Below are 22,394 nucleotides of genomic sequence, written 5' to 3' on the forward strand. Positions count from 1 at the left end.
ACACGCGGCGACAAAGAAACGGGTGCCTGGAGACCCGAAGGTCTCCAGGCACCCGTGGGCACCCGTCAGTACGCGTCGGCGGACCGTCAGTCGTTCTTCCGGTCGCGCTCCGCCGCCTCGGCTTCCGCCTGGGCCTGCTTCGCCTCGACGTCCGGGTCAAGCACCGCCTGACCGCTGCCGTCGACCGAGGTCAGCGGCGCACGGTCGGAGACCTCGGTGGCGGCAGGGGGCTCGACCAGCCAGTCCGGATTGGCCTGCTTGTCCCACCACTTCCAGGCCGCGAAGGCGCCACCCGCCAGCACGCCGACGAGCGCGAGGCCCTTGGCCAGCCGGCCGGCCTTGGCCCGCCGCTCATGCCTCTTGGCGAGCTTGCGGATGTCCTTCGCCGTGATCTGTCCGCGCAGGGCGGCCACGGCTGCCGCACTGCGCGCGGCTGCCGCCTCGCGCACGGGCTGAGCGGCCGCCATCGCATGCTCTACGCGCGGAACGGTGTAGTCGGCCGCCTGCCGGGCCGCGTTCCGGGTGCGCACAGCAGCCCGGTGTGCGGCCACGTCCACCTTCGGCGGCACGTGCGTACGGGCCTGCTCTATGCGCGGCGCCACATACGCCCCGTACTGGACACGGGCCTGACGCTTGGCCTGGGACACCTTCGGCGCGAGCCGTACGCGGGCGTCGTGTGCGTATTGCGTGGCCTGTTCCTTGGCCGTACCGGCGTAGGGCGCCACCACTTCCGCGGCGTGCAGCACGCTTTCCTTCGCCGATTCGGATGCGGCGCGCACGCTGTCGATGCGGGTCACTGGATCCTCCTCCTTGGTGGCGGTTCGGTTTATCGCCTGTCCACCCATTTCGAAATCATGCCCGCCGAAGGCCATCACGGCACGTGCGGGCGGGCATCCGGGTCATGGGCGGCGACTCGGGGCAAACCCCGCGCACGACACTGCCACGGTTCGCCGCCCCGCGCGGCGGTTCGGCGGGTACTCGTCCCAAACGCTGCGTGCGAGGATCGGGACACGTCAGTGAAGACTCAAGGAAGGCAACACGTGGCCGAGCAGCTTTACGCCACCCTGAAGACCAGCCGGGGCGACATCCAGATCCGGCTTCTGCCGAACCACGCGCCGAAGACGGTCAAGAACTTCGTCGAACTGGCACAGGGTGCTCGTGAGTGGACGAACCCCGAAACGGGGCACAAGACCACGGACCGGCTGTACGACGGCACTGTCTTCCACCGTGTGCTCCGCGGCTTCATGATCCAGGGCGGCGACCCGCTGGGAAACGGCACCGGCGGCCCCGGCTACGAGTTCAAGGACGAGTTCCACCCCGACCTCGCCTTCGACCGGCCCTACCTGCTGGCGATGGCGAACGCCGGCCCGGCCACGAACGGCTCGCAGTTCTTCATCACCGTGTCGCCGACGATGTGGCTGACGGGCAAACACACCATCTTCGGCGAGGTCACCGACCCCGCGAGCCAGAAGGTCGTGGACATCATCGCGGGTACGCAGACCAATCCGCGCACCGCCCGTCCGGTCACCGACGTGGTCATCGAGTCGGTTGTCGTCGAGACCCGCTGAAGACGCCGCTGAAGACGCCTCGGCCGTCCGCCGGGAACCAAACCGCCCCGTCCGTCCGTACTCGATACGCGGGGCGTTGCACTGAGCAGCACAGCTGTACCGCCAAGAGGCACACCTAGGGACACTGGGGACGGACCGATGGACCACTGCTACCGGCACCCGGGCCGTGAGACGGCCATCCGCTGCACGCGCTGCGAACGCCCGATCTGCCCCGAGTGCATGATCAGTGCGTCGGTGGGCTTCCAGTGCCCGGAATGTGTCCGCGAAGGCTCCGGTACGGGCCGTTCCCCGGCCCCGAACCAGCCGCGCACGCTCGCCGGCGGCACGATCACCGCCGACCCCCGGCTGGTCACCAAGATCCTGCTCGCCATCAACGTGGCGCTGTTCATCGCCGTGCAGGCCCGCAAAGGGCTCGTCAATGATCTCGTGCTGCGCGGCGCGTGGTGGCCCAGCCCGTACGTACCCGTCGAAGGCGTCGCGGGCGGCGAGTACTACCGGCTCTTCACGTCGATGTTCCTGCACGAGGCGCCATGGCACATCGTGTTCAACATGCTGGGCCTGTGGTGGCTCGGAGGCCCGTTGGAGGCGGCGCTCGGCCGGACGCGCTTCCTGGCGCTCTACCTGATCTCCGGCCTGGCAGGCAGCGCGCTCACGTACCTCATCGCCGCTCCCTCCCAGGGCTCGCTCGGCGCGTCCGGCGCCGTCTTCGGGCTTCTCGGTGCGACCGCCGTCCTGATGCGCCGCATGAACTACGACATGAAGCCCGTCCTGATGCTCCTCGCGCTGAACCTGGTCATCACGTTCGCCTTCAGCGACGTCATCGCCTGGCAGGCGCACGTCGGCGGTCTCGTCGCCGGCACCATCGTCGCGGCCGCCATGGTGCACGCCCCGCGCGAGCACCGGACGCTGGTGCAGTACGGCACCTGCGGGCTGGTGCTGCTCGTGACCGCCGGTCTCGTCGTGGCGAGAACCGCGATGCTCACCTGAGCGCCCGTGGTATCGGTTGCGCGATTTCAGTTGTCCACAGCGGGCGGCGAACCTTGTGCATGCAGGGAGACGGATGGGAACAGCTGTGCCCCTTCTCCCTGATCTGGGCTTTTCCCAAGCGGGACAAGGGGCACGCCATACGCCTCAGACGGCTCAAGCAGTCACACCGGCGTCAACACCCTGTGAGTTATCCACAGATCGTCTGACCTTTCCCCACCGTGTGGACAACGCTGTGGATAACCTCTGGTCAAGGCTTGCGCGGCCCAGACAGGACAGGGCCTACTTAGCCCCTGCTCTGTCTACTTCCACTGAGTGGAGACGCCGAAGCCTGCTGCGATGAAGCCGAAGCCGACGACGATGTTCCAGTTGTCGAAGCTCTGGATCGGCAGATCGCCCTCGGTCACGTAGAAGACCACGATCCAGGCGAGCCCGATGAGGAAGAGCGCCAACATCACCGGAGCGACCCAGCTGCGGTTCGTCAGCTTGATGCTCGTCGCCTGCTTCGAAGGCGCCGGAGGCGGCGTGAAGTCTGACTTCTTGCGGATACGTGACTTCGGCACGAGGGACTCTCCTGTCGATGCGCTGCGTTACCGCGCAGGGAACTGTGGCTGGTGCCCGGTGCGGGAGCGAAGGGGAACACTGCCCTCCCCCGGGCGTCCGTTAGCGTAGTGCTTCCGAGGCGTCGAAGGAGATAAGGGTACGTTGAGCAATTCTGCCGACTCTCCCACGGAACCCGCCCGGCGCCCCGCCCTGCGGCCGGTCAGATTGCTGACGGCCGGAGTGTTCGCGCTGGCCGGGCTCATCTTCGTCACCAGCTTCAATACTGCCAAGGGCACCAATATCCGTACGGATGCCTCGCTGCTGAAGCTCTCCGACCTCATTGATCAGCGCAGCCACAAGAACAAGGAACTGGACGAGTCGACGGCGTCCGTACGCGACGATGTCGACGCGCTCGCGCAGCGCGGCGACAGCAGTACGCGGGCCGAGGACGCGAAGCTCAAGGCGCTGGAGGCGGCCGCCGGCACCAAGAAGCTCGCCGGCCCCGGTCTCACCGTCACGCTCGACGACGCCCCGCCGAACGCCAGGGCCAACCCTGGCTACCCCGAGCCGCAGCCCAACGACCTGGTCATCCACCAGCAGGACCTCCAGGCGGTCGTCAACGCCCTCTGGCAGGGCGGCGCCAAGGGCATCAGGGTCATGGACCAGCGCCTGATCTCCACCAGCGCGGTGCGCTGCGTCGGCAACACCCTGATCCTCCAGGGCCGCGTCTACTCGCCGCCGTACAAGGTGACGGCGATCGGTGACCAGGACCAGCTGCAGCGCGCGATGACGGCCTCCACGGCGCTCCAGAACTACCAGCTGTACGTGAAGGCGTACGGCCTCGGCTGGAAAGTCGACGAACACGAGGCGATGACTCTTCCCGGCTACTCGGGCACAGTGGATCTCCACTACGCGAAGCCTGTGAAGTAGCCCCTGGGGGAGGCGCCTGGATGCCGGTGCGACTGATCGTGCGGACCTTCAGCGAACTGTGCATCACCGTCGGCACCTTGATCGTGCTCTTCGTCGTGTACGTGATGTTCTGGACCGGGATCAAGGCCGCCGACGCGAGCGACGGGCAGATCGAAACGCTCCAGGACACGTGGGCGCAGAGCCCCCTCCCGGCGCCCGCCCCGGCGCCGGCGCCGACCGCCGAGGACGCCCCGCCCGCCCCCGAGGCGTACGAGCCGGGCCGCCCCTTCGCCGTGATGTACGTGCCGCGCCTCGGCAAGGACTGGGACTGGCCGGTCCTTGAGGGCACGCGGACCAAGACCCTCCAGAAGGGCCTCGGGCACTACGAGGGGACCGCCCGGCTCGGCGAGACGGGAAACTTCTCCGTCGCCGGTCACCGCCGTACGTACGGTGATCCCTTCAAGGATTTCCCGAAGCTGCGGCCCGGTGACGCGGTGGTGCTGACGGACGGGGCGACCTGGTTCACGTACCGCATCGCCACCGGGCCGCACCGGACGGTGCCGAGCGACATCGGTGTGATCGACGACGTTCCCCGGAAGGCCGGTTTCGACGGTCCCGGGCGCTATCTGACGCTCACGACGTGCGAGCCGGAGTGGGGCAGCAGTCACCGGCTGATCGTGTGGGCGCACCTCGACGCGACCCAGCCCGTGGAGGACGGCAAGCCGCGCGCTTTGAGCGGCTGACCCACGAGCGTTCGCCGTCGCCCTTTACTCTGGGTTTCGACCGAACGGAAGGGACAGCATGTACGGCTGGATCTGGCGGCATCTGCCGGGCAACGTATGGGTGCGGGCGATGATCTCGCTCGTACTGATCCTGGCGGTCGTCTACGCACTGTTCCAGTACGTCTTCCCATGGGCGGAGCCGCTGCTTCCGTTCAACGATGTGACGGTCGCCGGGGAGGAGGGCCAGTGAGCGCGCGAATCCTGGTCGTCGACAACTACGACAGCTTCGTCTTCAACCTCGTCCAGTACCTCTACCAGCTCGGGGCCGAGTGCGAGGTGCGGCGCAACGACGAGGTGGAGCTGAGCCACGCGCAGGACGGCTTCGACGGCGTGCTGCTGTCGCCGGGCCCCGGCGCCCCCGAACAGGCGGGCGTGTGCGTCGACATGGTGCGGCACTGCGCCGCGACGGGTGTGCCGGTCTTCGGTGTCTGCCTGGGGATGCAGTCGATGGCGGTGGCGTACGGCGGTGTGGTGGGCCGGGCCCCCGAGTTGCTGCACGGCAAGACGTCGCCCGTGACGCACACGGGTGCCGGCGTCTTCGCCGGGCTGCCGTCGCCCTTCACGGCGACGCGCTACCACTCGCTGGCCGCCGAACCGCAGGCGCTGCCCGCCGAGCTGGAGGTCACGGCGCGGACGGCCGACGGGATCATCATGGGGCTGCGTCACCGGGATCTGCCGGTCGAGGGTGTGCAGTTCCACCCCGAGTCGGTGCTGACCGAACACGGGCATCTGATGCTGGCCAACTGGCTTGTGCGGTGCGGCGATCCGGGGGCGGTGGAGCGATCGGCGGGGCTCGCGCCGGTGGTGGGCAAGGCCGCCGCGTGACGGCGCTCCGCCCCGAACACGACGCCGGCCGGGAAGCCTCGTACGGGCAGGGTGCGTACGGGGCGGCAGGCGCGTTCGAGGCGGCGGTGGAGCAGCTCGCGGATCCGCTGAACGATCCGCTGCCGGGGCAGGAGCGGGCGGCATCTGCTGTGGACCCGGTCCCTCGCCCTGGTCCTGGCACTGGCACTGGCGTCGGCGCTGGTCCCGACCCTGAAGCCACTTCGCCGTGGTTCCGGTCGGGGACCGTGCCGCAGGCCGCGCAGCAGCCGGATCAGGGGTACGGGCAGCCGCAGTACCCCCAGCCGCAGCAGTACGCGCCGTACCCGGACCCCGTACAAGAGCCCGCACAGGCCGTTCAAGAGCCTCAGGCGCCCCTCCAGCAGCCTCAGGGGCAGTACGACTCCCCGGGGGCCACCCAGGGCCCGTACGGCGCCCAGCAGCCCGTAGCGCCCCCCGAGCCGGTGTTCGACGACGAGACCGTGGCCCTGCGGACGGACGACACCCGGCGAATAGCCGAGCCGGAGCCCGTACCGGTCACGCGGCCCGCACCGCCGGTCACCGGTGGCCGCGCAGAGCGCCGTAGAGCCGCCAAGGCCAGGGGGCAGGGAACGCGCGGCAAAGCCCCTGCCCCTGAGCCCGAGGGGAGCGCCGGGGCGCCGCGTACCCGCCTCGAGGCCAGGCGCGCCGCCCGGGCCGCCAAGGACAGCCCGGCCGTCGTCGCCAGCCGCTTCTTCGGGGAGATGTTCATCACGCTCGGCATGCTGATGCTGCTGTTCGTCACGTACCAGCTGTGGTGGACCAATGTCCGTTCCGGTTGGTTCGCGGGCAACGAGACGGAGAAGATCCAGGAGGGCTGGGACCAGGGGCGCAAGCCCGGGGTGTTCGAGCCCGGCCAGGGTTTCGCCATCATGCACATTCCCAAGCTGGACGTTGTCGTCCCGATCGCCGAGGGCATCGACAAGGCGCGGGTCCTCGACAACGGCATGGTGGGCCACTACGCGGAGGGCAAGCTCAAGACGGCGATGCCGTCGGACAAGCAGGGCAACTTCGCGGTCGCGGGGCACCGCAACACCCACGGCGAACCGTTCCGGTACATCAATCAGCTGAAACCGGGCGACCCGATCGTCGTCGAGACGCAGGACACGTACTACACGTACGAGATGGCTAGCATCCTGCAGCAGACCCCGCCGTCGAACGTGGGCGTGATCGCGCCGGTGCCGCCGGGTTCCGGGTTCACCAGGCCCGGCAGGTACATCACGCTGACGACCTGCACGCCGGAGTTCACGAGTACGTACCGAATGATCGTGTGGGGCAAGATGGTCGACGAACGGCCGCGCAGTAAGGGGCAACCCGACGCGCTCGTCGGCTGAGACCGAGCCGGCCGGACGCGATGTAAGAGACTCAGGACGGGGACGGGTGCGGTGGCAGTCAGGACGACCGAGCAGGACGAGCAGAGCGGCACGCCCGTGCCCGCGTCGGCACCGGCTGCTGCGGGACGGCGGAAGCGCGGACGTATCGCGGGCGCGGTCAGCGTCTTCGGGGAGCTGCTGATCACGGCGGGCCTGATCCTCGGCCTCTTCGTCGTCTACTCGCTGTGGTGGACGAACGTGCTGGCCGACCGCGACGCGGACGAGCAGGGCAACGAGGTGCGTGACCGGTGGGCGGGTGGCCCCGGAGCCCTCGACACGAAGGACGGCATCGGCTTCCTGCACGTACCCGCGATGAAGAACGGCGAGATCCTGGTCAGGAAGGGCACCGACGCCAAGGGCCTCAACCGCGGTGTCGCCGGCTACTACACGGACCCGGTCAAGTCGGCGCTGCCGTCGGACAAGCAGGGCAACTTCTCGCTGGCGGCGCACCGGGACGGGCACGGCGCGAAGTTCCACAACATCGACAAGCTGAAGGACGGGGACTCGGTCGTCTTCGAGACGAAGGACACGTGGTACGTCTACAAGGTGTACGCGAAGCTCCCCGAGACCTCGAAGTACAACGTGGACGTACTGAAGCCGGTCCCGAAGGAGTCGGGCAAGAAGAAGCCGGGCCGCTACATCACGCTGACGACGTGCACGCCGGTCTACACGTCGAAGTACCGGTACATCGTGTGGGGCGAGCTGGAGCGTACGGAAAAGGTCGACAGGCACCGGACGCCGCCGGCGGAGCTGCGCTAGCGTGCCGGGCTGGTTCTAAGCTGCAGCTTGCATCTTAGAAAGAGCGACAGGCTGTCTCTTCGAGAGTGACGCGGTGTCACTCTCGCCATGAGCTGGGCCCGAAGCCGCAACTTTGACTTGCGGCTTCGGGCCCTTTTTTGGCGACTGCTGCTAGCGCAGGACTTCCAGGGTTGCGCCTGCGCTCCAGGTTTCCAGCAGGCCGCGGTGTACGGCGGTGACGCCGGCCTGGGCGGCGATGGCGAGTGACTCGGGTGAGAACGGGCAGGTCGCGGCGTACACCGCCACGTCCGCCTGGTGCAGGGTCTTGGTGCCGACGAACTTCTGCATCTCCCCGCTCCACACGGAGCGGTACGGAGCCCAGTGCTTGCACTGCACGACGAACCGGCGCCCGTCGGCCGTACGACCGCTGATGTCCGCCCCGCGGTCGCCGCTTCCGCCGTGGATCTCGACGTCGGTGCAGCCGTCGCGGCGGAGCAGCTGGGCCACGTGCTCCTCGAACTCCCGCCAGTTCATGCCGTCGATGGAAGCCATCACCCCGGCGAGGCCGCGCTGCCCCTGGACCCGCTCCAGCCTGACCAGCCGCACGTCGTGCTGGACGAGCTTGCGCTCGATGCGCTGCACGTCGTCGCGGAGGGAGATGAGCTCCTTGCGCTGCTCGCCCGAGCTTTCGATGAGGGCGTTGAACATGGGGACGACGGCCTTGCCGAGGATGTCGGTGATGCGTCGGTCGATGCGGTCGTCGAGGGGGTCAGGGGCTGTGGGGACAAAGTTATCCACAGGCTGGGTGCGGGCGATGTATTCGGCGTCGAGGAGGTACGTACGCACCTGACGTGCGGTTTCGCTGTCGCGGAGCAGCATGGCGACGTTGAGGACGGCTCGTCGGCTGAAGACGGCGAGAGACGCGGTGCGGGAGGAAATCTGACCGCGTTGCTTGAAGCAACTCAGTTCCGCACCCGTGAGGACGCGATAGCCGTTGGCTTCGACTTCCTCCCGGTGGTCGAAGACCACAGCACGAATGACGCTATCGGCGACTTCGAAGTAGGTGGCGACCATGGCTGTGGTGACGTGCATGTCATCGGGCAACAGCGACAGGACCTTGACCCTGTCGAGTACGTCGGTCCGGGTGGCCACGCTCTCGCGCAGTGACTTCGACTCCAGGAGAACGGTCTCGTTAAACACGCTCTTGCTCCTCTATCCGACGCGGTCTGAACTGAGGTCCTTGAAGGACCTCAGTGGAGATCTGCTTAACGAGTCCGTACATATGAAGACACGATCGGGTTTCGCTGCGCCGTTCGACGGCTCCCACTGCCCCCTTCAAGGGGGGTCAGTGGCAAGCAAGAAGGGCCGTCGACTTCTTTCGAAGTCCACGGCCCTTCTGTGTGCTGCGCCCGGGGGCTAGTCGCTGTCGCCGCCTCGGCCGAAGCCGCCGCCGAAGAGGCCGCCGGCGTCGTTGCCGCCGTTGTTGCCGCCACCGTTGTCGCCTCCGCCGTCACCGCCACCGCCGCCGCCGGCCACGGTGGTCAGATTGACCGCGGTGCCCTTGGGGACCTGCTGGCCGACTGCGGGCTGGGCGAGGACGACGATGGCTTCGTCGTCCTGGGGCTCGGTGATCGTGCCGACGGTCAGGCCGGCGTCCTCGATCGCCTTGCGGGCGTCCTTGACCTTCTGGCCGGCCACGGCCGGTACCGCGACCTGTTCCTGGGCGGGGGCCTTCGCGACGGTCAGGGTGATGGTGCCGCCCTTGTCGGTCTGGCTGTTGCCCACGGGGTCCTGCTTGATGACCGTGTTCGGGGGCTGGGTCGATTCTTCATCGACGCGGGTGACCTGGAAGCCGAGGTCCGTGAGCTGCTTCTGGGCCGCGTCGAAGGTCTGGCCGACGACCGGCGGGACATCCGCCTTGGTGGACTTGGCGATGGAGATGGTGACCGTCTCGCCCTTCTCCGCCTTTGTGCCGCCCTCCGGGTCCTGGTCGACGACCGTGCCGGGTTCCTTCTCGGACTCGACCTGCTCGGTGTCGACGTTGAAGCCCTTGTCTTCGAGGTTCTTGGTGGCCCGGTCCCTCGACTGGTCCATGACGTCGGGGACTTCGATCTTCGGAGCGCCCGTGGAGACGACGACCGTGATGGTGTCGCCTTCCTTGACCTCCTGGCCGCTGTCCGGGGACTGGCTGCAGATCTTGCCCTTGGGCTGCTCTTCGCACTCCTTGCGCTCGCCGACCTGGACGGTGAGGTCGGCGTTCGTGCCGAGATCCTTCGCCTTGGCGAGTGTCTCGCCGACCAGGAGCGGCACCGTGCGGGTGCCCTTGTCGCTTTCGCCGCCGAAGACTGCCTTGCCGATCAGGATCGCGCCGACGAGGACGAGGATGCCCGCGAGGACGAGCAGGATCGTCGAGAGGTTGCTTTTCTTCTGCTGCCTGCGGCGGTCCGGGCGGTCGTCGTAGCCGTAGCCGCCGTCGTCCGGGTTGACCGGCGGGAGCATCGACGTGGGGGCACCGCCGCCGTCGGCGGAGCGCATCGCCGTGGTGGGCTGGTCGTCGCCGTGGCCGCCGTGGCCGTAGCCGCCGTACCCGACCGCGCCGAGCGCGGAGGTGGCCGCGACGGGCTGGCCGTCGAGGCAGGCCTCGATGTCGGCGCGCATCTCGTCGGCGGACTGGTAGCGGTAGTCAGGGTCCTTGACCAGCGCCTTCAGGACAATGGCGTCCATTTCGGGCGTGATCTCGGCGTCGAAGTTCGACGGGGGCTGCGGTTCTTCCCGTACGTGCTGGTAGGCGACCGCGACCGGGGAGTCCCCGATGAACGGCGGCCGTACGGTCAGCAGCTCGTAGAGCAGGCAGCCGGTGGAGTAGAGGTCCGAGCGGGCGTCGACCTGCTCGCCCTTGGCCTGCTCCGGGGAGAGGTACTGGGCGGTGCCGATGACCGCGGCGGTCTGCGTCATGGTCATGCCGGAGTCGCCCATGGCGCGGGCGATGCCGAAGTCCATGACCTTGACCTGGCCGGTGCGCGTCAGCATGACGTTCGCCGGCTTGATGTCGCGGTGCACGATCTGGGCGCGGTGCGAGTACTCGAGCGCCTGGAGGATGCCTACGGTCATTTCCAGGGTGCGCTCGGGCAGCAGCTTGCGCCCGGAGTGCAGCAGCTCACGCAGGGTCGACCCGTCGACGTACTCCATCACGATGTACGGGATGGAGACGTTGTCGACGTAGTCCTCGCCGGTGTCGTAGACCGCGACGATCGCCGGGTGGTTCAGCGAGGCCGCGGACTGGGCCTCGCGGCGGAACCGGGCCTGGAAGGACGGGTCGCGGGCGAGATCCACCCGCAGCGTCTTCACGGCGACGGTGCGGCCGAGCCGGGTGTCGTGCGCGATGTAGACCTCGGCCATGCCACCACGGCCGAGCACCGAGCCCAGCTCGTACCGGCCGCCGAGGCGACGCGGCTCTTCCATAGCTAATCCAGCCCTCTCCGTCTGTCCCGACCGCACCGGTGTGTGGTCCGGCGGTGTGCTGTCCGCGCATACGGTACCGGGCGGGCCGTATCCGATCCTCCCGTGACTGTCAGCTGATACCCGACCGGTACCGCGACGTGGGCGTACGCGGCCGTCAGGTGACCGGCGTCACTTCTCCCTCTCGAGCACCGCCTGCATCACGTCCTTCGCGATGGGGGCCGCGAGACCGCCGCCGGAGATGTCCTCACGGTTCGCGTTGTCGTCCTCGACGACGACGGCGACCGCGACGGGTGAGCCGTTGTCGGTCTTGGCGTACGAGATGAACCAGGCGTACGGCTTCTCACTGTTGTCGACGCCGTGCTGGGCGGTGCCGGTCTTGCCGCCGACGGTGGCGCCCTGGATCTGGGCCCTGGTGCCGGTGCCCTCCTTGACGACCGTCTCCATCATTTCCTGGAGCTTTTGAGCGTTCTCGGGAGAGAGCGGCTGGCTCATCTCCTCGGGGCTCGTCTTCTCCAGGACGTCCAGGTTCGGGTCGGTGAGCCGGTCGACCATGTACGGCTTCATCAGCTTGCCGTCGTTGGCGATGGCGGCGGTCACCATGGCCATCTGCAGGGGGGTGGCGGCGGTGTTGAACTGGCCGATGGAGGAGAGCGCGGTCCCGGCCTTGTCCATGTCCTTGGAGAACACGCTCGCGGTGGCGCGCACCGGGACGAACTGCTCCTCGTTGAAGCCGAACTTCTCCGCGGTCTCCAGCATCTTCTCGTTGCCGAGGTCGGCGCCGATCTTGCCGAAGACCGTGTTGCAGGACCACTGGAGGGCGACGCGCAGGGTGGCGTTCTCGCAGGGGTGGTTGCCGTCGTTCACCAGGTTCTTGGTGGAGAGCGGCAGCCTCCACGGCAGCGGCGACTTGGTCTTCTCGTCGACGTTGTCGTACAGGCCGTGCTCCAGGGCCGCTGCGGCCGTGACCGCCTTGAACGTCGAGCCGGGCGGGTAGGTCTGGCGAAGCGCGCGGTTGAGCGACGGGTCGTCCGGGTTGAGCTTCTTGTCGATCTTCTCCCACGCCTTGCCGTCGCCCATGCCGGCGATCGTCGAGGGGTCGTACGAGGGTGCGCTGGCCAGCGCGAGGATCTTGCCGGTGCGCGGGTCGAGAGCGGCGACGGCGCCCTTCTTGCCCTTGAGGCCGTTGTACGCGGCGCGCTGGGCGTCACCGTTGAGGGTGGTGAGGACGTTGCCGCCCTGCCTCTTGTCACCGGTGAACATGGAGAGCGTCCGGTCGAAGAACAGCCGGTCGTCGGTGCCGGTGAGGATGTCGTCCTCGATGCTTTCGAGCTGGGTGGCGCCGTAGACCTGGGAGGCGAAGCCGGTGACGGGGGCCCACATGGCGCCGTCCTTGTAGGTCCGCTTGTACTTGAGGTCACCGTTCTTGGCCTCGACGGACCCGGTGATGGCCTTGCCGTCGACGATGATGTCGCCGCGCTTGTGGGCGTAGCGGTCGATCAGGACACGGCGGTTATTGGGGTCCTTGGTGAGCTCGTCGGCCTTGACGTACTGCACCCAGTTGACGCGTACGAGCAGGGCGAGGACGAGGAGGCCGCAGAAGATCGCGACCCGGCGCAGGGGCTTGTTCACGGGCGGACCACCTGGGTCATTTCGGCGTCGGAGGTAGGTGCGGGGGCGGGCGCGGGCCTGCGCGCGGTGTCGCTGATGCGCAGCAGGATGGCGATGAGTGCCCAGTTGGCGATGACGGAGGAGCCGCCCTGCGCGAGGAACGGCATGGTCATGCCGGTCAGCGGGATGACGCCGGTGACGCCGCCGGCGACGACGAAGACCTGGAGGGCGAAGGCGCCGGAGAGGCCGATGGCGAGGAGCTTGCCGAAGGGGTCTCGGGCGGCGAGTGCGGTGCGTACGCCGCGCTCGATGAGCAGGCCGTACAGCAGGATGATCGCCATGAGGCCGGTGAGGCCCATTTCCTCGCCGACGGTGGCGAGGATGTAGTCGCTCTTGGGGGCGATGCCGCCGATGAGCTTGGAGTACCCCTGGCCGAGTCCGGAGCCGAAGAGGCCGCCGGAGCCGAAGGCGTACACGGACTGGGCGGTCTCGGTGACGAGGCCGCACTCGCCGGCGGCGTTGCAGACCGTCGCGAGGGGGTTGAGCCAGTTGTCGACGCGGGTCTGTACGTGGCTGGCGAAGGAGGCGACGCCGACGGCGCCGGCGGCGCTGAGGGTGAGGCCGAAGACGACCCAGCTGGTGCGTTCGGTGGCGACGTACAGCATGATCACGAAGAGGCCGAAGAAGAGCAGCGAGGTGCCCAGGTCGGTCTCGAAGATCAGGATCATGAGGCTGAGGGCCCAGATGGCGAGGATCGGTCCGAGGTCGCGGCCGCGGGGCAGGTACATGCCCATGAAGCGGCGGCTGGCCAGGGCGAGGGCGTCGCGTTTCACCATGAGGTAGCCGGCGAAGAAGATCGCGATGATGATTTTCGCGAATTCGCCTGGCTGGAGTGATCCGAGGCCGGGGATGGTGATCCAGATCTTCGCGCCGTTCACGCCGGGGAAGAACATGGGCAGGATCAGCAGTACGAGGGCCACGACCATGGAGATGTACGTGTAGCGCTGGAGTACGCGGTGGTCCTTGAGGAACAGCAGGACGCACAGGAACAGTGCGACGCCGACCGCCGACCACATCATCTGCTTGGGTGCCATCGCGCCGCCCAGCGCGGGTGTGGTGATGGACGGCTCCAGGTCGAGCCGCCAGATCAGCACCAGGCCGAGCCCGTTGAGGAGGGTGGCCAGTGGCAGCATCAGCGGGTCGGCGTACGGCGCGAACTTGCGCACCATCAGGTGCGCGACGCCCGCGAGGAGGCTGAGCCCGATGCCGTAGCCGAGCATGCCGGCGGGCAGGCTGCCGTCCTTGGCGAGGCCGACGTTGGCGTACGCGAAGACCGGGATGATGACGGCGAACGCGAGCATGGCGAGCTCGGTGTTGCGCCGGCTCGGTGCTTCGATCGCGCCGATGGTGGTCGTGTTGGTGACAACGCTCATGGTGGTAAGGCCCCCTACGGCTTTACGGCTTACCGCACTGCGAGACGAGCTTCTGCTCTTCCTCGGAGAGGCTGGGGCCAGGTGTGGGCGGAGCTGTAGCCGTCGGAATTTTCTGGGTCTGGGCGGTCTGGGCGGCCTGTGTCGTGGCGCCGGAGCCGGTCGTGCCGCCTGCCTCGCCCTCGCCCGTACGCGCTGCTTTCTCGCGGTTTTCGCGCTCTGCCTTGCGGCGCTCCTCGTCCTTCTTGCACGCGGAGGCCTGGGTGCCGAGTTCGGCGACCTTCTCGCGTGCGTCGGCGAGGCTGCTCTCGGTGATGGTCGCCTCGACCTGCTTGCGCTGGTAGGGCGGGAGGTACTTGAGTTCGATCTCGGGGTGGTCCTTCTCGATCTCCGAGAGGGAGACCCAGGCGAGGTCCTGGCTGATGCCCCGGTAGAGCGCGACGTGCTCGTCGTTCGCGCCGACGTAGTACTGGGTCTGGGTCCAGCGGTAGCCGCCGTACAGACCGCCGCCTACGACGGCGAGGGCGAGCATCAGGTAGAGCGATCTTTTGAGCCACCTGCGGCCGGCGCGCGGCTTGACGAAGTCCTCGTCGCTGTACGCACCGAAGGCGCCGTCGGGGGCCGCTCCGTAACCGCCGTTGTCACCGCTGCCGGGAGGGCCGAAGGCGCCTCCCGGTGCGGACTGCGGGGGAACGGGCCGGCCGAGGCCGGCCGCGCGGCCCGCGGGGGTCTGCATCGCGGCCGCGTTGTCGGCGGCCTGCTGGATCTGGTTCTCGGCGACCGCGCCGACGACGACGGGGGTGTCGTTGAGCTGCCCGGCCAGGGTGTCGTTGCCGTCGACGTCGAGGACGTCCGCGACGATGCAGGTGATGTTGTCGGGTCCGCCGCCGCGCAGGGCGAGCTGGATGAGCTCCTGCACGGTCTGCTGGGGGCCGTGGTAGCTGGCGAGCGTCTCTTCCATGGTCTGGTGGGAGACGACGCCGGACAGGCCGTCGGAGCAGATCAGGTAGCGGTCGCCGGCCCGGACCTCACGGATGGAGAGGTCGGGTTCGACGTGGTCGCCGCTGCCCAGGGCGCGCATCAGCAGGGAGCGCTGCGGGTGGGTGGTGGCTTCTTCCTCGGTGATGCGGCCCTCGTCGACGAGGCGCTGCACCCAGGTGTGGTCCTGTGTGATCTGCGTCAGTACGCCGTCGCGGAGCAGGTACGCCCGTGAGTCGCCGACGTGTACGAGCCCGAGGCGCTGACCGGTCCACAGGAGGGCGGTGAGCGTGGTGCCCATGCCCTCCAGCTGGGGGTCTTCCTCGACCATCATGCGCAGCTGGTCGTTGGCCCGCTGCACGGCGGTGCCGAGCGAGGTGAGGATGTCCGAGCCGGGTACGTCGTCGTCGAGCGTGACCAGGGTCGAGATGACCTCGGAGCTCGCCACTTCGCCCGCGGCCTGTCCGCCCATGCCGTCGGCGATGGCGAGAAGGCGTGGGCCGGCGTAACCGGAGTCCTCGTTGCCTTCCCGGATCATGCCTTTGTGCGATCCGGCGGCGAAGCGCAGTGACAGACTCATGCGCACCTCGCCCGTCGGCTCCGGGTACAGCCGGTCTCGAGCCACACTGCCCACCCTCCGGTCGGGAGCCATCGGGGATCCGCTGTCACGGCCGCCGCGGCTCGCTCGCTCCGCTCGCGCTCATTCATGGTGTAGCACTACTTCCGCAGCTCGATGACGGTCTTGCCGATGCGGATCGGCGCGCCCAGCGGAATGGGGGTCGGGGTGGTGAGTCGGGTCCGGTCGAGATACGTGCCGTTGGTGGACCCGAGATCCTCGACGATCCACTGGCCGTCACGGTCCGGGTAGATCCTGGCATGACGGCTGGACGCGTAGTCGTCGTCCAGCACGATCGTCGAATCGTGCGCCCGCCCCAGCGTGACGGTCTGCCCTTGGAGGGCCACCGTCGTGCCGGTGAGTGTGCCTTCGGACACCACCAGCTTTGTGGGGGCGCCGCGGCGCTGGCGCTGCTGCGGCGGCGCCGCAGCCTGTTGCTGGCGTCCGGCCTGCTGCGGTCTGGCGTCGGCGGACGCGGTGCGGCGTGAGCCGCGCTGCGTTACCCGCGTACCGAACAGATCGCTGCGGATGACCTGGACGGCCACAATCACAAACAGCCACAGAACGGCCAGGAAACCTAGCCGCATGACCGTCAGGGTCAGCTCTGACATTGCCCCCGCTTCACCCTTCGGCTTGCCGATAAACGATGGTCGTGCTGCCCACGACGATCCGCGAGCCGTCGCGGAGCGTAGCGCGGGTGGTGTGCTGTCCGTCCACCACGATGCCGTTGGTGGACCCGAGATCCTGGATCGTCGGGGGCGTTCCGGTCCGGATCTCACAGTGCCGGCGCGATACGCCGGGGTCGTCGATCCGCACGTCGGCTTCGGTGCTGCGGCCCAGCACCAGCGTCGGGCGGGACATCTGATGGCGTGTGCCATTGATCTCGATCCAGCGCCGCGTCTGTGCGCCGGGCATGGGGCCGGGGCCCGCGCCCGGTCCGGCCGGTCTGCGGTCGGCGGGCGCGGCTGCCGGTCCCGCGGGCCTCGCGCCGGATGGCGGGGCCGCGGGCATGGGGGGCGCTCCGGGGGCGGCCGACGGCGGGTAGCCGTAGCCGCCGCCGCGGGGGGCGGCGGGTGCGGGGCTGTGCCGGCCGGGGGCCGGGCTCTGCGGCGGGGCTGCCTGCGACGTACTCGAAGCGAGGGTGCGGCTGCGTACGCGGTAGAGACCGGTGTCGAGGTCTTCGGCCTTCTCCAGGTGGACCTTGATGGGGCCCATGAAGGTGTAGCGCTGCTGCTTCGCGTAGTCGCGGACCAGGCCGGAGAGCTCGTCGCCGAGCTGGCCGGAGTACGGGCTGAGGCGCTCGTAGTCCGGGGTGGAGAGCTCGACGATGAAGTCGTTGGGGACGACGGTCCGCTCGCGGTTCCAGATCGTCGCGTTGTTGTCGCACTCGCGCTGGAGGGCGCCGGCGATCTCGACGGGCTGGACTTCGGACTTGAACACCTTGGCGAAGGTGCCGTTGACCAGACCTTCGAGTCGCTGCTCGAACTTCTTCAGGACTCCCATGAGGCACCTCCTCCGTCGTTGCCGTCCTGGTACTGCTTACTGATCGTATCCACGCGTCGGGAAATCGGCTGGTTCCCCTTGTCTGCACAGTGGATGAGTGTCACCTCTCACAGGGATCGTAGAGGTGGCCTGCTGACAGTGTCCCGCACTCGGTGGGCACTCTGGAGGAGTGGGTCACGGGCGGCGGCGTTCCCTTGATCGTTCTCTGGGCTCGGTCCCTTCCTTGCTGCCCGTCGTCCGCACCTGGTTCCTTCCTCGTTCCCTTCCTCGGGTCCCCCCGAACAACGGGTGTGAATCCACCCTGGCCACCGTGCTAATCTTCTGCATGTCGTCAGGCGCTCGCACAAACCAGTGAGAGATTCGAACGGCACCACTCATGCGCGAGTGGCGGAACGGCAGACGCGCTGGCTTCAGGTGCCAGTGTCCTTAGGGACGTGGGGGTTCAAATCCCCCCTCGCGCACTTAGTTTGACCCATGATCCGGGCCTCATCGTTTACGCGATGGGGCCCGTTTCTGTTTGTGGGTTCTGTTCGGGGTGGGGGATCTCGGGGTGAGCCGCAGGAAGGCTGCCGTTGTCGTGGCGCGTGGCTGATGTCGCGGCCGCTGTGAGGGGAGCGAATACCCCCGCCCTGGCGGCGCGCTGTGCAGGCGTTGCGGCGGGTGCCTTCCTGGGCGTACGCCGTGGGGGTGTTGGCGCTGGTCGCCGGGGTGTGGGTGGCGTTGCAGGATTTCGAGCCGTACCTCGGTCATGAGGAAGCGGTGTACGCGAACAAGGCGCGCTTCTGGGTGGACGGGACGCCGGACGCGGGTTGGGGCGTCTACCGGCCTGTGGGGCTTCCGGCGCTGGGGGCGCTGGCTCTGTGGCTGTACGGCGACGGTGGTGGGGCTGTGGGTGGCGGTGTGGGGGCGCTGCGGGCGGTGGGGCTCGTGCTGGTGCTGGGGACGCTGACGGTGACGTACCTCGTCGCGGCCGCCTGGACTTCGCGGCGGCGTGCGGTGGTGGTCGTGCTGGTGCTGCTGAGCGGGCTGGGGTTCTTGCGCAGAGTGCCGGAGTACCTCAATGACATCGGGGCGACCGGGCTTGTGCTGGTCGTCGTCTTCCTGCTGGTGCGTGCGCAGGAGAAGGAGGGGTCCCGGGCGCTGTGGGGGTGCCGGTCGCCGCGCTGGCTGCCTTCTATCTGCGGTACGGCGTGGTGGGGAACCTGCTGGCGGTCGGGCTCGCCGCGCTGTTCGCGTACGGCCCGCGCGCGTGGGTGGCTCAGGGGCGGCGGCTGGCGGGGGCCGTGTTGCTGGTGATCGGGCTCGTACCGCATCTTGTGCATGCCGTACGGGAGACGGGGTCGCCGCTCGGGATGGTTCTGTCGGCGACTTCGCAGGCTAATCGTGAGTACGTGGGTGACGGGCTCGTCTATTACCTGGCGATCTTTCCGTACCGGCTGGCAGGGGATCTCGGTGCGGTGGTGATGGTCGCGGGGCTGTGGGCGGCCGGGGCGGCGCTGCGGCGAATCCGCGGTGGGCGCGGCGGGAGCTGCGGGGTGCGTGCGGATGACCGGCGGCGGGTGTTCCTGGGAACGGCCGCGGTGCTGGTCTTCGTGGTCCTCGGCGTGGCGACGGACGGGGAGCCGCGGTTCGTCTACCTCGCTGTTGTTCTTCTCACCGTGCTCGGTGTGCAGGCGGTGGCCGAGCTGGTGGGGGCGGCGCGGAGCGCGGCCGTGCTGGCCGCCGTGGCGGCGCTGGCCGGGATCACTGTGCTGGGCACGACGCAGGTCGTGGCGCACGGCGCCATGCCGGGGCCGACGCGGCTGGCCTCGTCGACGGTGCTGGTCGCGCGGGAGATCGGGGCGGCGGCGCAGGGGCGTCCGTGTCTGGTGGTGACGGGGTACGAGCCGGAGCTCGGCTGGTACTCCGGGTGCGACGCGGTGACGTACGCGCAGTACCGGAGGATGCGACTGCGGGTGCCTGAGGGGACGCTGGTGAGCCTGGTGGTCTTCGAGCGGGGGCGGCTGCAGCCGGATGCGGCGGGGCTGGAGCGGCTGGCGCGGTCGGCGCGGTCGGACTCTGGGCGCGAGTCCGACGTACGCACGATCGTCACGGACGGGCCCGTGGGGACGGCGACGGTCGTCACGCTCACGCTGCGGTGAACCTGGCTGTCGGGGTCGGTCCGGTTGTCCACAGGGGTTGTCCACAGGGGGAGACGGGTGTCGGGGGGCGGCGGTACGGTCGTGAGCAGTTGATGTTGGCGGCTGCTGCCGACGGCAGCCGGTGCTGGGCGAGGGCGGGGGGAGGCGGCGCACCATGGCCGGGAACGAGACGGTGCTGTCCGGGGGGCGTATTCCCGCGGTGCCTGGCTTCGCGCGGTGTACGGGGGACGGATCGCCCAACGCATCGCCCAAGGACGAGGGCAAGGCGTTGCGGTCGCGGGTGCCCAGGGCCTCGCACGATTCGCTGGTGCTCGCGGTGCGGCGGCCCGACGCGGTGCGGGCGGTCGAGGAGTCCAGTCGCGGCCGGGTGCCCGAGCTGACGCCGATAAGGGTCGGGCGTATGGCCGCTTCCCCCTTCGCCTTCCTGCGCGGCGCGGCCGCACTGATGGCGCACGACCTGGTGGGTACGCCCGTCACGGGGCTGGGCGCGCAGATATGCGGTGACGCGCATGCGGCGAACTTCGGTCTGTACGGCGATGCGCGCGGCCGCCTGGTCATCGACCTGAACGACTTCGACGAGACCGTCGTCGGCCCGTGGGAGTGGGACGTCAAGCGGCTCGCGGCGTCACTGGTGCTGGCGGGGCGCCAGACCGGGGCCGACGAGGACGTCTGCCGGCAGGCGGCTTTCGACGCGGTCGGGGCGTACCGGCGGACGATGCGGCTGCTGGCCAGGATGCCGGTGCTGGACGCGTGGAACGCGATCGCCGACGAGGAGCTGGTCTCGCACACGGACGCGCGGGATCTGCTCGGCACGCTGGAGCGGGTCGCGGAGAAGGCCCGTAACAACACCAGCGCGCGCTTCGCCGCCAGGGCGACGGCCGAGGGGCCCGGCGGGACACGGCGCTTCGTGGACGCGCTGCCGGTGCTGCGGCGGGTGACGGACGCGGAGGCGTCCGCGGTCGCTTCGGCGCTGGGCGGGTATCTCAAGACGCTTCCGGAGGACCGGCTGCCGCTGCTGGCGCGGTACGCGATCCACGATGTGGCGTTCCGGGTGGTCGGCACCGGCAGCGTCGGGACGCGGTCGTATGTGGTGCTGCTGCTCGACCACCGGGGCGAGCCGCTGGTGCTCCAGGTGAAGGAGGCGCGGGCCTCGGCGCTGGCGCCCTACCTGCCTCTCGCCGGCTTCGAGGCGCCGGCGGCCGGGCACGAGGGGCGGCGGGTGGTGCTCGGGCAGAAGCGGATGCAGGTGGTCAGCGACAACCTGCTGGGCTGGGCCGAGGTGGAAGGGCGGCCCTTCCAGGTACGGCAGTTCAGGAACCGCAAGGGCAGCGTGGATCCGGCGGCGCTCGAACCCGGTCAGCTGGACGACTACGGGCGGATGACCGGGGCGCTGCTGGCGCGGGCCCACGCGCACAGCGTCGACCCCCGGCTGGTCGCCGGGTACTGCGGGAAGAACGAGGAGTTCGACGACGCGGTGGCGCGGTTCGCGGTGGCGTACGCGGACCGTACGGAAGCGGATCACGCCGATCTGGTGGCGGCGGTCAAGGACGGGCGAATAGCCGCCGAGACAGGGGTGTGAGCACGGGGACCCCTGCCGCCCGTACGCTGGGCGGGTGACTCAGGAAGCTCACGGGGAGCCGACGACCCGGAACGATGACGCGCAGGACCCGCACGCGGCCGGGCATGAGGCCGGGCGCGAGGCCGGACGTGAGGCTGCCGAGCCGCAGACCACCGAGGCTCCGGAGCGGCCCGAGGCCAGGCTGGAGCGGGCCGTGCGCGCCGCCGAGCAGGCACTGATCGAGTTCGAGATCGCGGTGGAGACCTTCCGGGTCGAGGTGGAGAACTTCTCCCGGCTCCATCACCAGAAGCTCGGACCGATGTACGCGCGCCTGGACGAGCTGGACGCCCAGATCGCGGAGGCCACGGCCGCCCGTACCGGCGATCCGGAAGACCGCCGCAAGGCGGACGAGGCGCGGGCCGTCGTCATGCCGATGCCCGGTGTCGAGGAGCTGTTTCACGACTGGATGGACTCGGACGGCCTTTCGCCCGAGGCGTCGGCGATGCTCACCGGGCAGAGCGTGCAGCCGCCGAAGCGGGTCAGGCCGACCGAGGAGGCGCGCAAGCTCTACCGGGAGCTGGCCCGCAAGGCGCACCCGGACCTGGCGCAGGACGAGGCGGAGCGGGGTCGCAGGGACGAGTTCATTACGCGGGTCAATGCCGCGTACGGGCGCGGTGATGTGGACCAGCTGCGCGCCCTCGCGCAGGAGTGGGCCGCGGGGCCGGTGCCCGAGGAGCAGCAGCCGGAGCGTGACGAGCTCTACGCCCGGCTGGAGTGGCTCTCGCAGCGCAAGGAGCTGCTGTCGGTGATCGCCCAGGAGCTGGAGGACAGCGCCATCGGGTCGATGCTGCGGATGGCACCCGAGGATCCGGACCGGCTGCTGGAGGAGATCGCCGAGCAACTGCTCGCGCGGGTCTCCGAGCGCGAGGCGGATTTGGCGAAACTGGTGCAGTAGGTTGCCGGACACTGTGTACGTACGAAAGAAGGCATGACCCATGAATTTCGCCACGCTCCCTTCGGTCGACGCCGCGGCGGTGCCGGCCGACGGCCTCGTGCTGGACGTACGTGAGGACGACGAGTGGGCAGCCGGTCACGTCGAGGGCGCGCTGCACATCCCGATGAGTGACTTCGTGGGCCGCTTCGGTGAGCTCACCGAAGCGGCGGAGGACGGCCGTCGGGTGCACGTGATGTGCCGGGTCGGTGGCCGGTCCGCGCAGGTCACGCAGTACCTGGTGCAGCAGGGCCTGGACGCGGTGAACGTCGACGGCGGGATGCTCGCCTGGGACGGCGCCGGGCGCCCGATGGTCACCGACAGCGGAAGCCCGGCCTTCGTCCTCTGA

Annotated in this window: 21 protein-coding genes and 1 tRNA gene; 13 read left to right on the forward strand and 9 right to left on the reverse strand. The window is 69.1% G+C overall.

All coding sequences use genetic code 11. From position 1 onward, the window contains the following. Window positions 1–86 precede the first annotated feature (86 nt). On the reverse strand, window positions 87–797 hold the full coding sequence (locus tag ABZX79_RS31940; protein WP_355265521.1) for a DUF5324 family protein: 711 nt from the start codon (window positions 795–797) through the stop codon (window positions 87–89). A 243-nt stretch (window positions 798–1,040) separates the two neighbouring features. Here ABZX79_RS31940 and ABZX79_RS31945 point away from each other — a divergent pair, with 243 nt between their 5' ends. After that, window positions 1,041–1,568, forward strand: a complete 528-nt coding sequence (locus tag ABZX79_RS31945; RefSeq protein ID WP_355265524.1) for a peptidylprolyl isomerase — start codon at window positions 1,041–1,043, stop codon at window positions 1,566–1,568. Window positions 1,569–1,706: 138 nt separating this feature from the next. Beyond that, window positions 1,707–2,555 carry a rhomboid family intramembrane serine protease gene (locus ABZX79_RS31950; protein ID WP_355265527.1) on the forward strand — a complete coding sequence of 283 codons (849 nt, stop codon included), beginning with the start codon at window positions 1,707–1,709 and terminating at the stop codon, window positions 2,553–2,555. Between the two features lie 299 nt (window positions 2,556–2,854). On the opposite strand, the gene crgA is transcribed toward ABZX79_RS31950, so the two are convergent. Further along, on the reverse strand, window positions 2,855–3,115 hold the full coding sequence (gene crgA, locus ABZX79_RS31955; protein ID WP_214967326.1) for a cell division protein CrgA: 261 nt from the start codon (window positions 3,113–3,115) through the stop codon (window positions 2,855–2,857). Window positions 3,116–3,257: 142 nt separating this feature from the next. Here crgA and ABZX79_RS31960 point away from each other — a divergent pair, with 142 nt between their 5' ends. The 6 genes from ABZX79_RS31960 to ABZX79_RS31985 are packed head-to-tail and all read left to right on the forward strand — an operon-like array spanning window position 3,258 to window position 7,779. Further along, entirely contained in the window at window positions 3,258–4,025 is a 768-nt protein-coding gene (locus tag ABZX79_RS31960; protein ID WP_355265530.1) for a DUF881 domain-containing protein, read from the forward strand. Window positions 4,026–4,045: 20 nt separating this feature from the next. Continuing rightward, window positions 4,046–4,747, forward strand: a complete 702-nt coding sequence (locus ABZX79_RS31965; protein ID WP_355265533.1) for a class E sortase — start codon at window positions 4,046–4,048, stop codon at window positions 4,745–4,747. Between the two features lie 58 nt (window positions 4,748–4,805). Then, complete coding sequence (locus ABZX79_RS31970; protein WP_214967332.1) at window positions 4,806–4,976, forward strand: hypothetical protein; 171 nt, start codon at window positions 4,806–4,808, stop codon at window positions 4,974–4,976. Further along, window positions 4,973–5,611, forward strand: a complete 639-nt coding sequence (locus ABZX79_RS31975; protein ID WP_355265537.1) for an aminodeoxychorismate/anthranilate synthase component II — start codon at window positions 4,973–4,975, stop codon at window positions 5,609–5,611. The genes ABZX79_RS31970 and ABZX79_RS31975 overlap by 4 nt, the downstream gene beginning before the upstream one ends. Beyond that, window positions 5,608–6,981 carry a class E sortase gene (locus ABZX79_RS31980; protein ID WP_355265540.1) on the forward strand — a complete coding sequence of 458 codons (1,374 nt, stop codon included), beginning with the start codon at window positions 5,608–5,610 and terminating at the stop codon, window positions 6,979–6,981. The genes ABZX79_RS31975 and ABZX79_RS31980 overlap by 4 nt, the downstream gene beginning before the upstream one ends. A gap of 51 nt (window positions 6,982–7,032) precedes the next feature. Further along, window positions 7,033–7,779: a class E sortase gene (locus ABZX79_RS31985; RefSeq protein WP_355265543.1), complete on the forward strand. Its 747-nt coding sequence runs from the start codon at window positions 7,033–7,035 to the stop codon at window positions 7,777–7,779. 150 nt (window positions 7,780–7,929) lie between these two features. On the opposite strand, the gene ABZX79_RS31990 is transcribed toward ABZX79_RS31985, so the two are convergent. From ABZX79_RS31990 to ABZX79_RS32020, 7 genes are all read right to left on the reverse strand, one after another. After that, entirely contained in the window at window positions 7,930–8,958 is a 1,029-nt protein-coding gene (locus ABZX79_RS31990; RefSeq protein WP_355265546.1) for a restriction endonuclease, read from the reverse strand. Window positions 8,959–9,174: 216 nt separating this feature from the next. Continuing rightward, window positions 9,175–11,220 (reverse strand): Stk1 family PASTA domain-containing Ser/Thr kinase, encoded by a 2,046-nt coding sequence (gene pknB, locus ABZX79_RS31995; protein ID WP_355265549.1) that lies wholly within the window; start codon window positions 11,218–11,220, stop codon window positions 9,175–9,177. 168 nt (window positions 11,221–11,388) lie between these two features. Further along, window positions 11,389–12,849, reverse strand: a complete 1,461-nt coding sequence (locus tag ABZX79_RS32000) for a penicillin-binding protein 2 (protein ID WP_355265551.1) — start codon at window positions 12,847–12,849, stop codon at window positions 11,389–11,391. After that, complete coding sequence (locus tag ABZX79_RS32005; protein WP_214967347.1) at window positions 12,846–14,261, reverse strand: FtsW/RodA/SpoVE family cell cycle protein; 1,416 nt, start codon at window positions 14,259–14,261, stop codon at window positions 12,846–12,848. The genes ABZX79_RS32000 and ABZX79_RS32005 overlap by 4 nt, the downstream gene beginning before the upstream one ends. Window positions 14,262–14,283: 22 nt before the next feature. Beyond that, window positions 14,284–15,816 carry a Stp1/IreP family PP2C-type Ser/Thr phosphatase gene (locus ABZX79_RS32010; protein WP_355265555.1) on the reverse strand — a complete coding sequence of 511 codons (1,533 nt, stop codon included), beginning with the start codon at window positions 15,814–15,816 and terminating at the stop codon, window positions 14,284–14,286. A 137-nt stretch (window positions 15,817–15,953) separates the two neighbouring features. Next, window positions 15,954–16,463 carry an FHA domain-containing protein gene (locus tag ABZX79_RS32015; RefSeq protein ID WP_028810660.1) on the reverse strand — a complete coding sequence of 170 codons (510 nt, stop codon included), beginning with the start codon at window positions 16,461–16,463 and terminating at the stop codon, window positions 15,954–15,956. Between the two features lie 10 nt (window positions 16,464–16,473). Beyond that, a complete protein-coding gene (locus ABZX79_RS32020) occupies window positions 16,474–17,355 on the reverse strand; it encodes a DUF3662 and FHA domain-containing protein (RefSeq protein WP_355265559.1) in 882 nt (293 codons plus the stop codon). Between the two features lie 378 nt (window positions 17,356–17,733). Between ABZX79_RS32020 and ABZX79_RS32025 the strand changes: the two genes are divergently transcribed. The 5 genes from ABZX79_RS32025 to ABZX79_RS32045 all read left to right on the forward strand — a co-directional run bounded on the left by ABZX79_RS32025 (window position 17,734) and on the right by ABZX79_RS32045 (window position 22,394). Beyond that, a tRNA-Leu gene (locus ABZX79_RS32025) sits at window positions 17,734–17,816 on the forward strand. 681 nt (window positions 17,817–18,497) lie between these two features. Beyond that, window positions 18,498–19,496, forward strand: coding sequence for a hypothetical protein (locus ABZX79_RS32030; RefSeq protein ID WP_355265562.1), 999 nt, complete (start codon window positions 18,498–18,500; stop codon window positions 19,494–19,496). A 154-nt stretch (window positions 19,497–19,650) separates the two neighbouring features. Continuing rightward, window positions 19,651–21,075 (forward strand): DUF2252 domain-containing protein, encoded by a 1,425-nt coding sequence (locus ABZX79_RS32035; RefSeq protein WP_355265565.1) that lies wholly within the window; start codon window positions 19,651–19,653, stop codon window positions 21,073–21,075. Between the two features lie 34 nt (window positions 21,076–21,109). Beyond that, window positions 21,110–22,009, forward strand: coding sequence for a J domain-containing protein (locus ABZX79_RS32040; RefSeq protein ID WP_355265568.1), 900 nt, complete (start codon window positions 21,110–21,112; stop codon window positions 22,007–22,009). A 40-nt stretch (window positions 22,010–22,049) separates the two neighbouring features. After that, window positions 22,050–22,394 carry a rhodanese-like domain-containing protein gene (locus ABZX79_RS32045; RefSeq protein WP_355265571.1) on the forward strand — a complete coding sequence of 115 codons (345 nt, stop codon included), beginning with the start codon at window positions 22,050–22,052 and terminating at the stop codon, window positions 22,392–22,394.

Source organism: Streptomyces sp. NPDC002994 (assembly GCF_040611155.1).
Classification (GTDB): Bacteria; Actinomycetota; Actinomycetes; order Streptomycetales; family Streptomycetaceae; genus Streptomyces.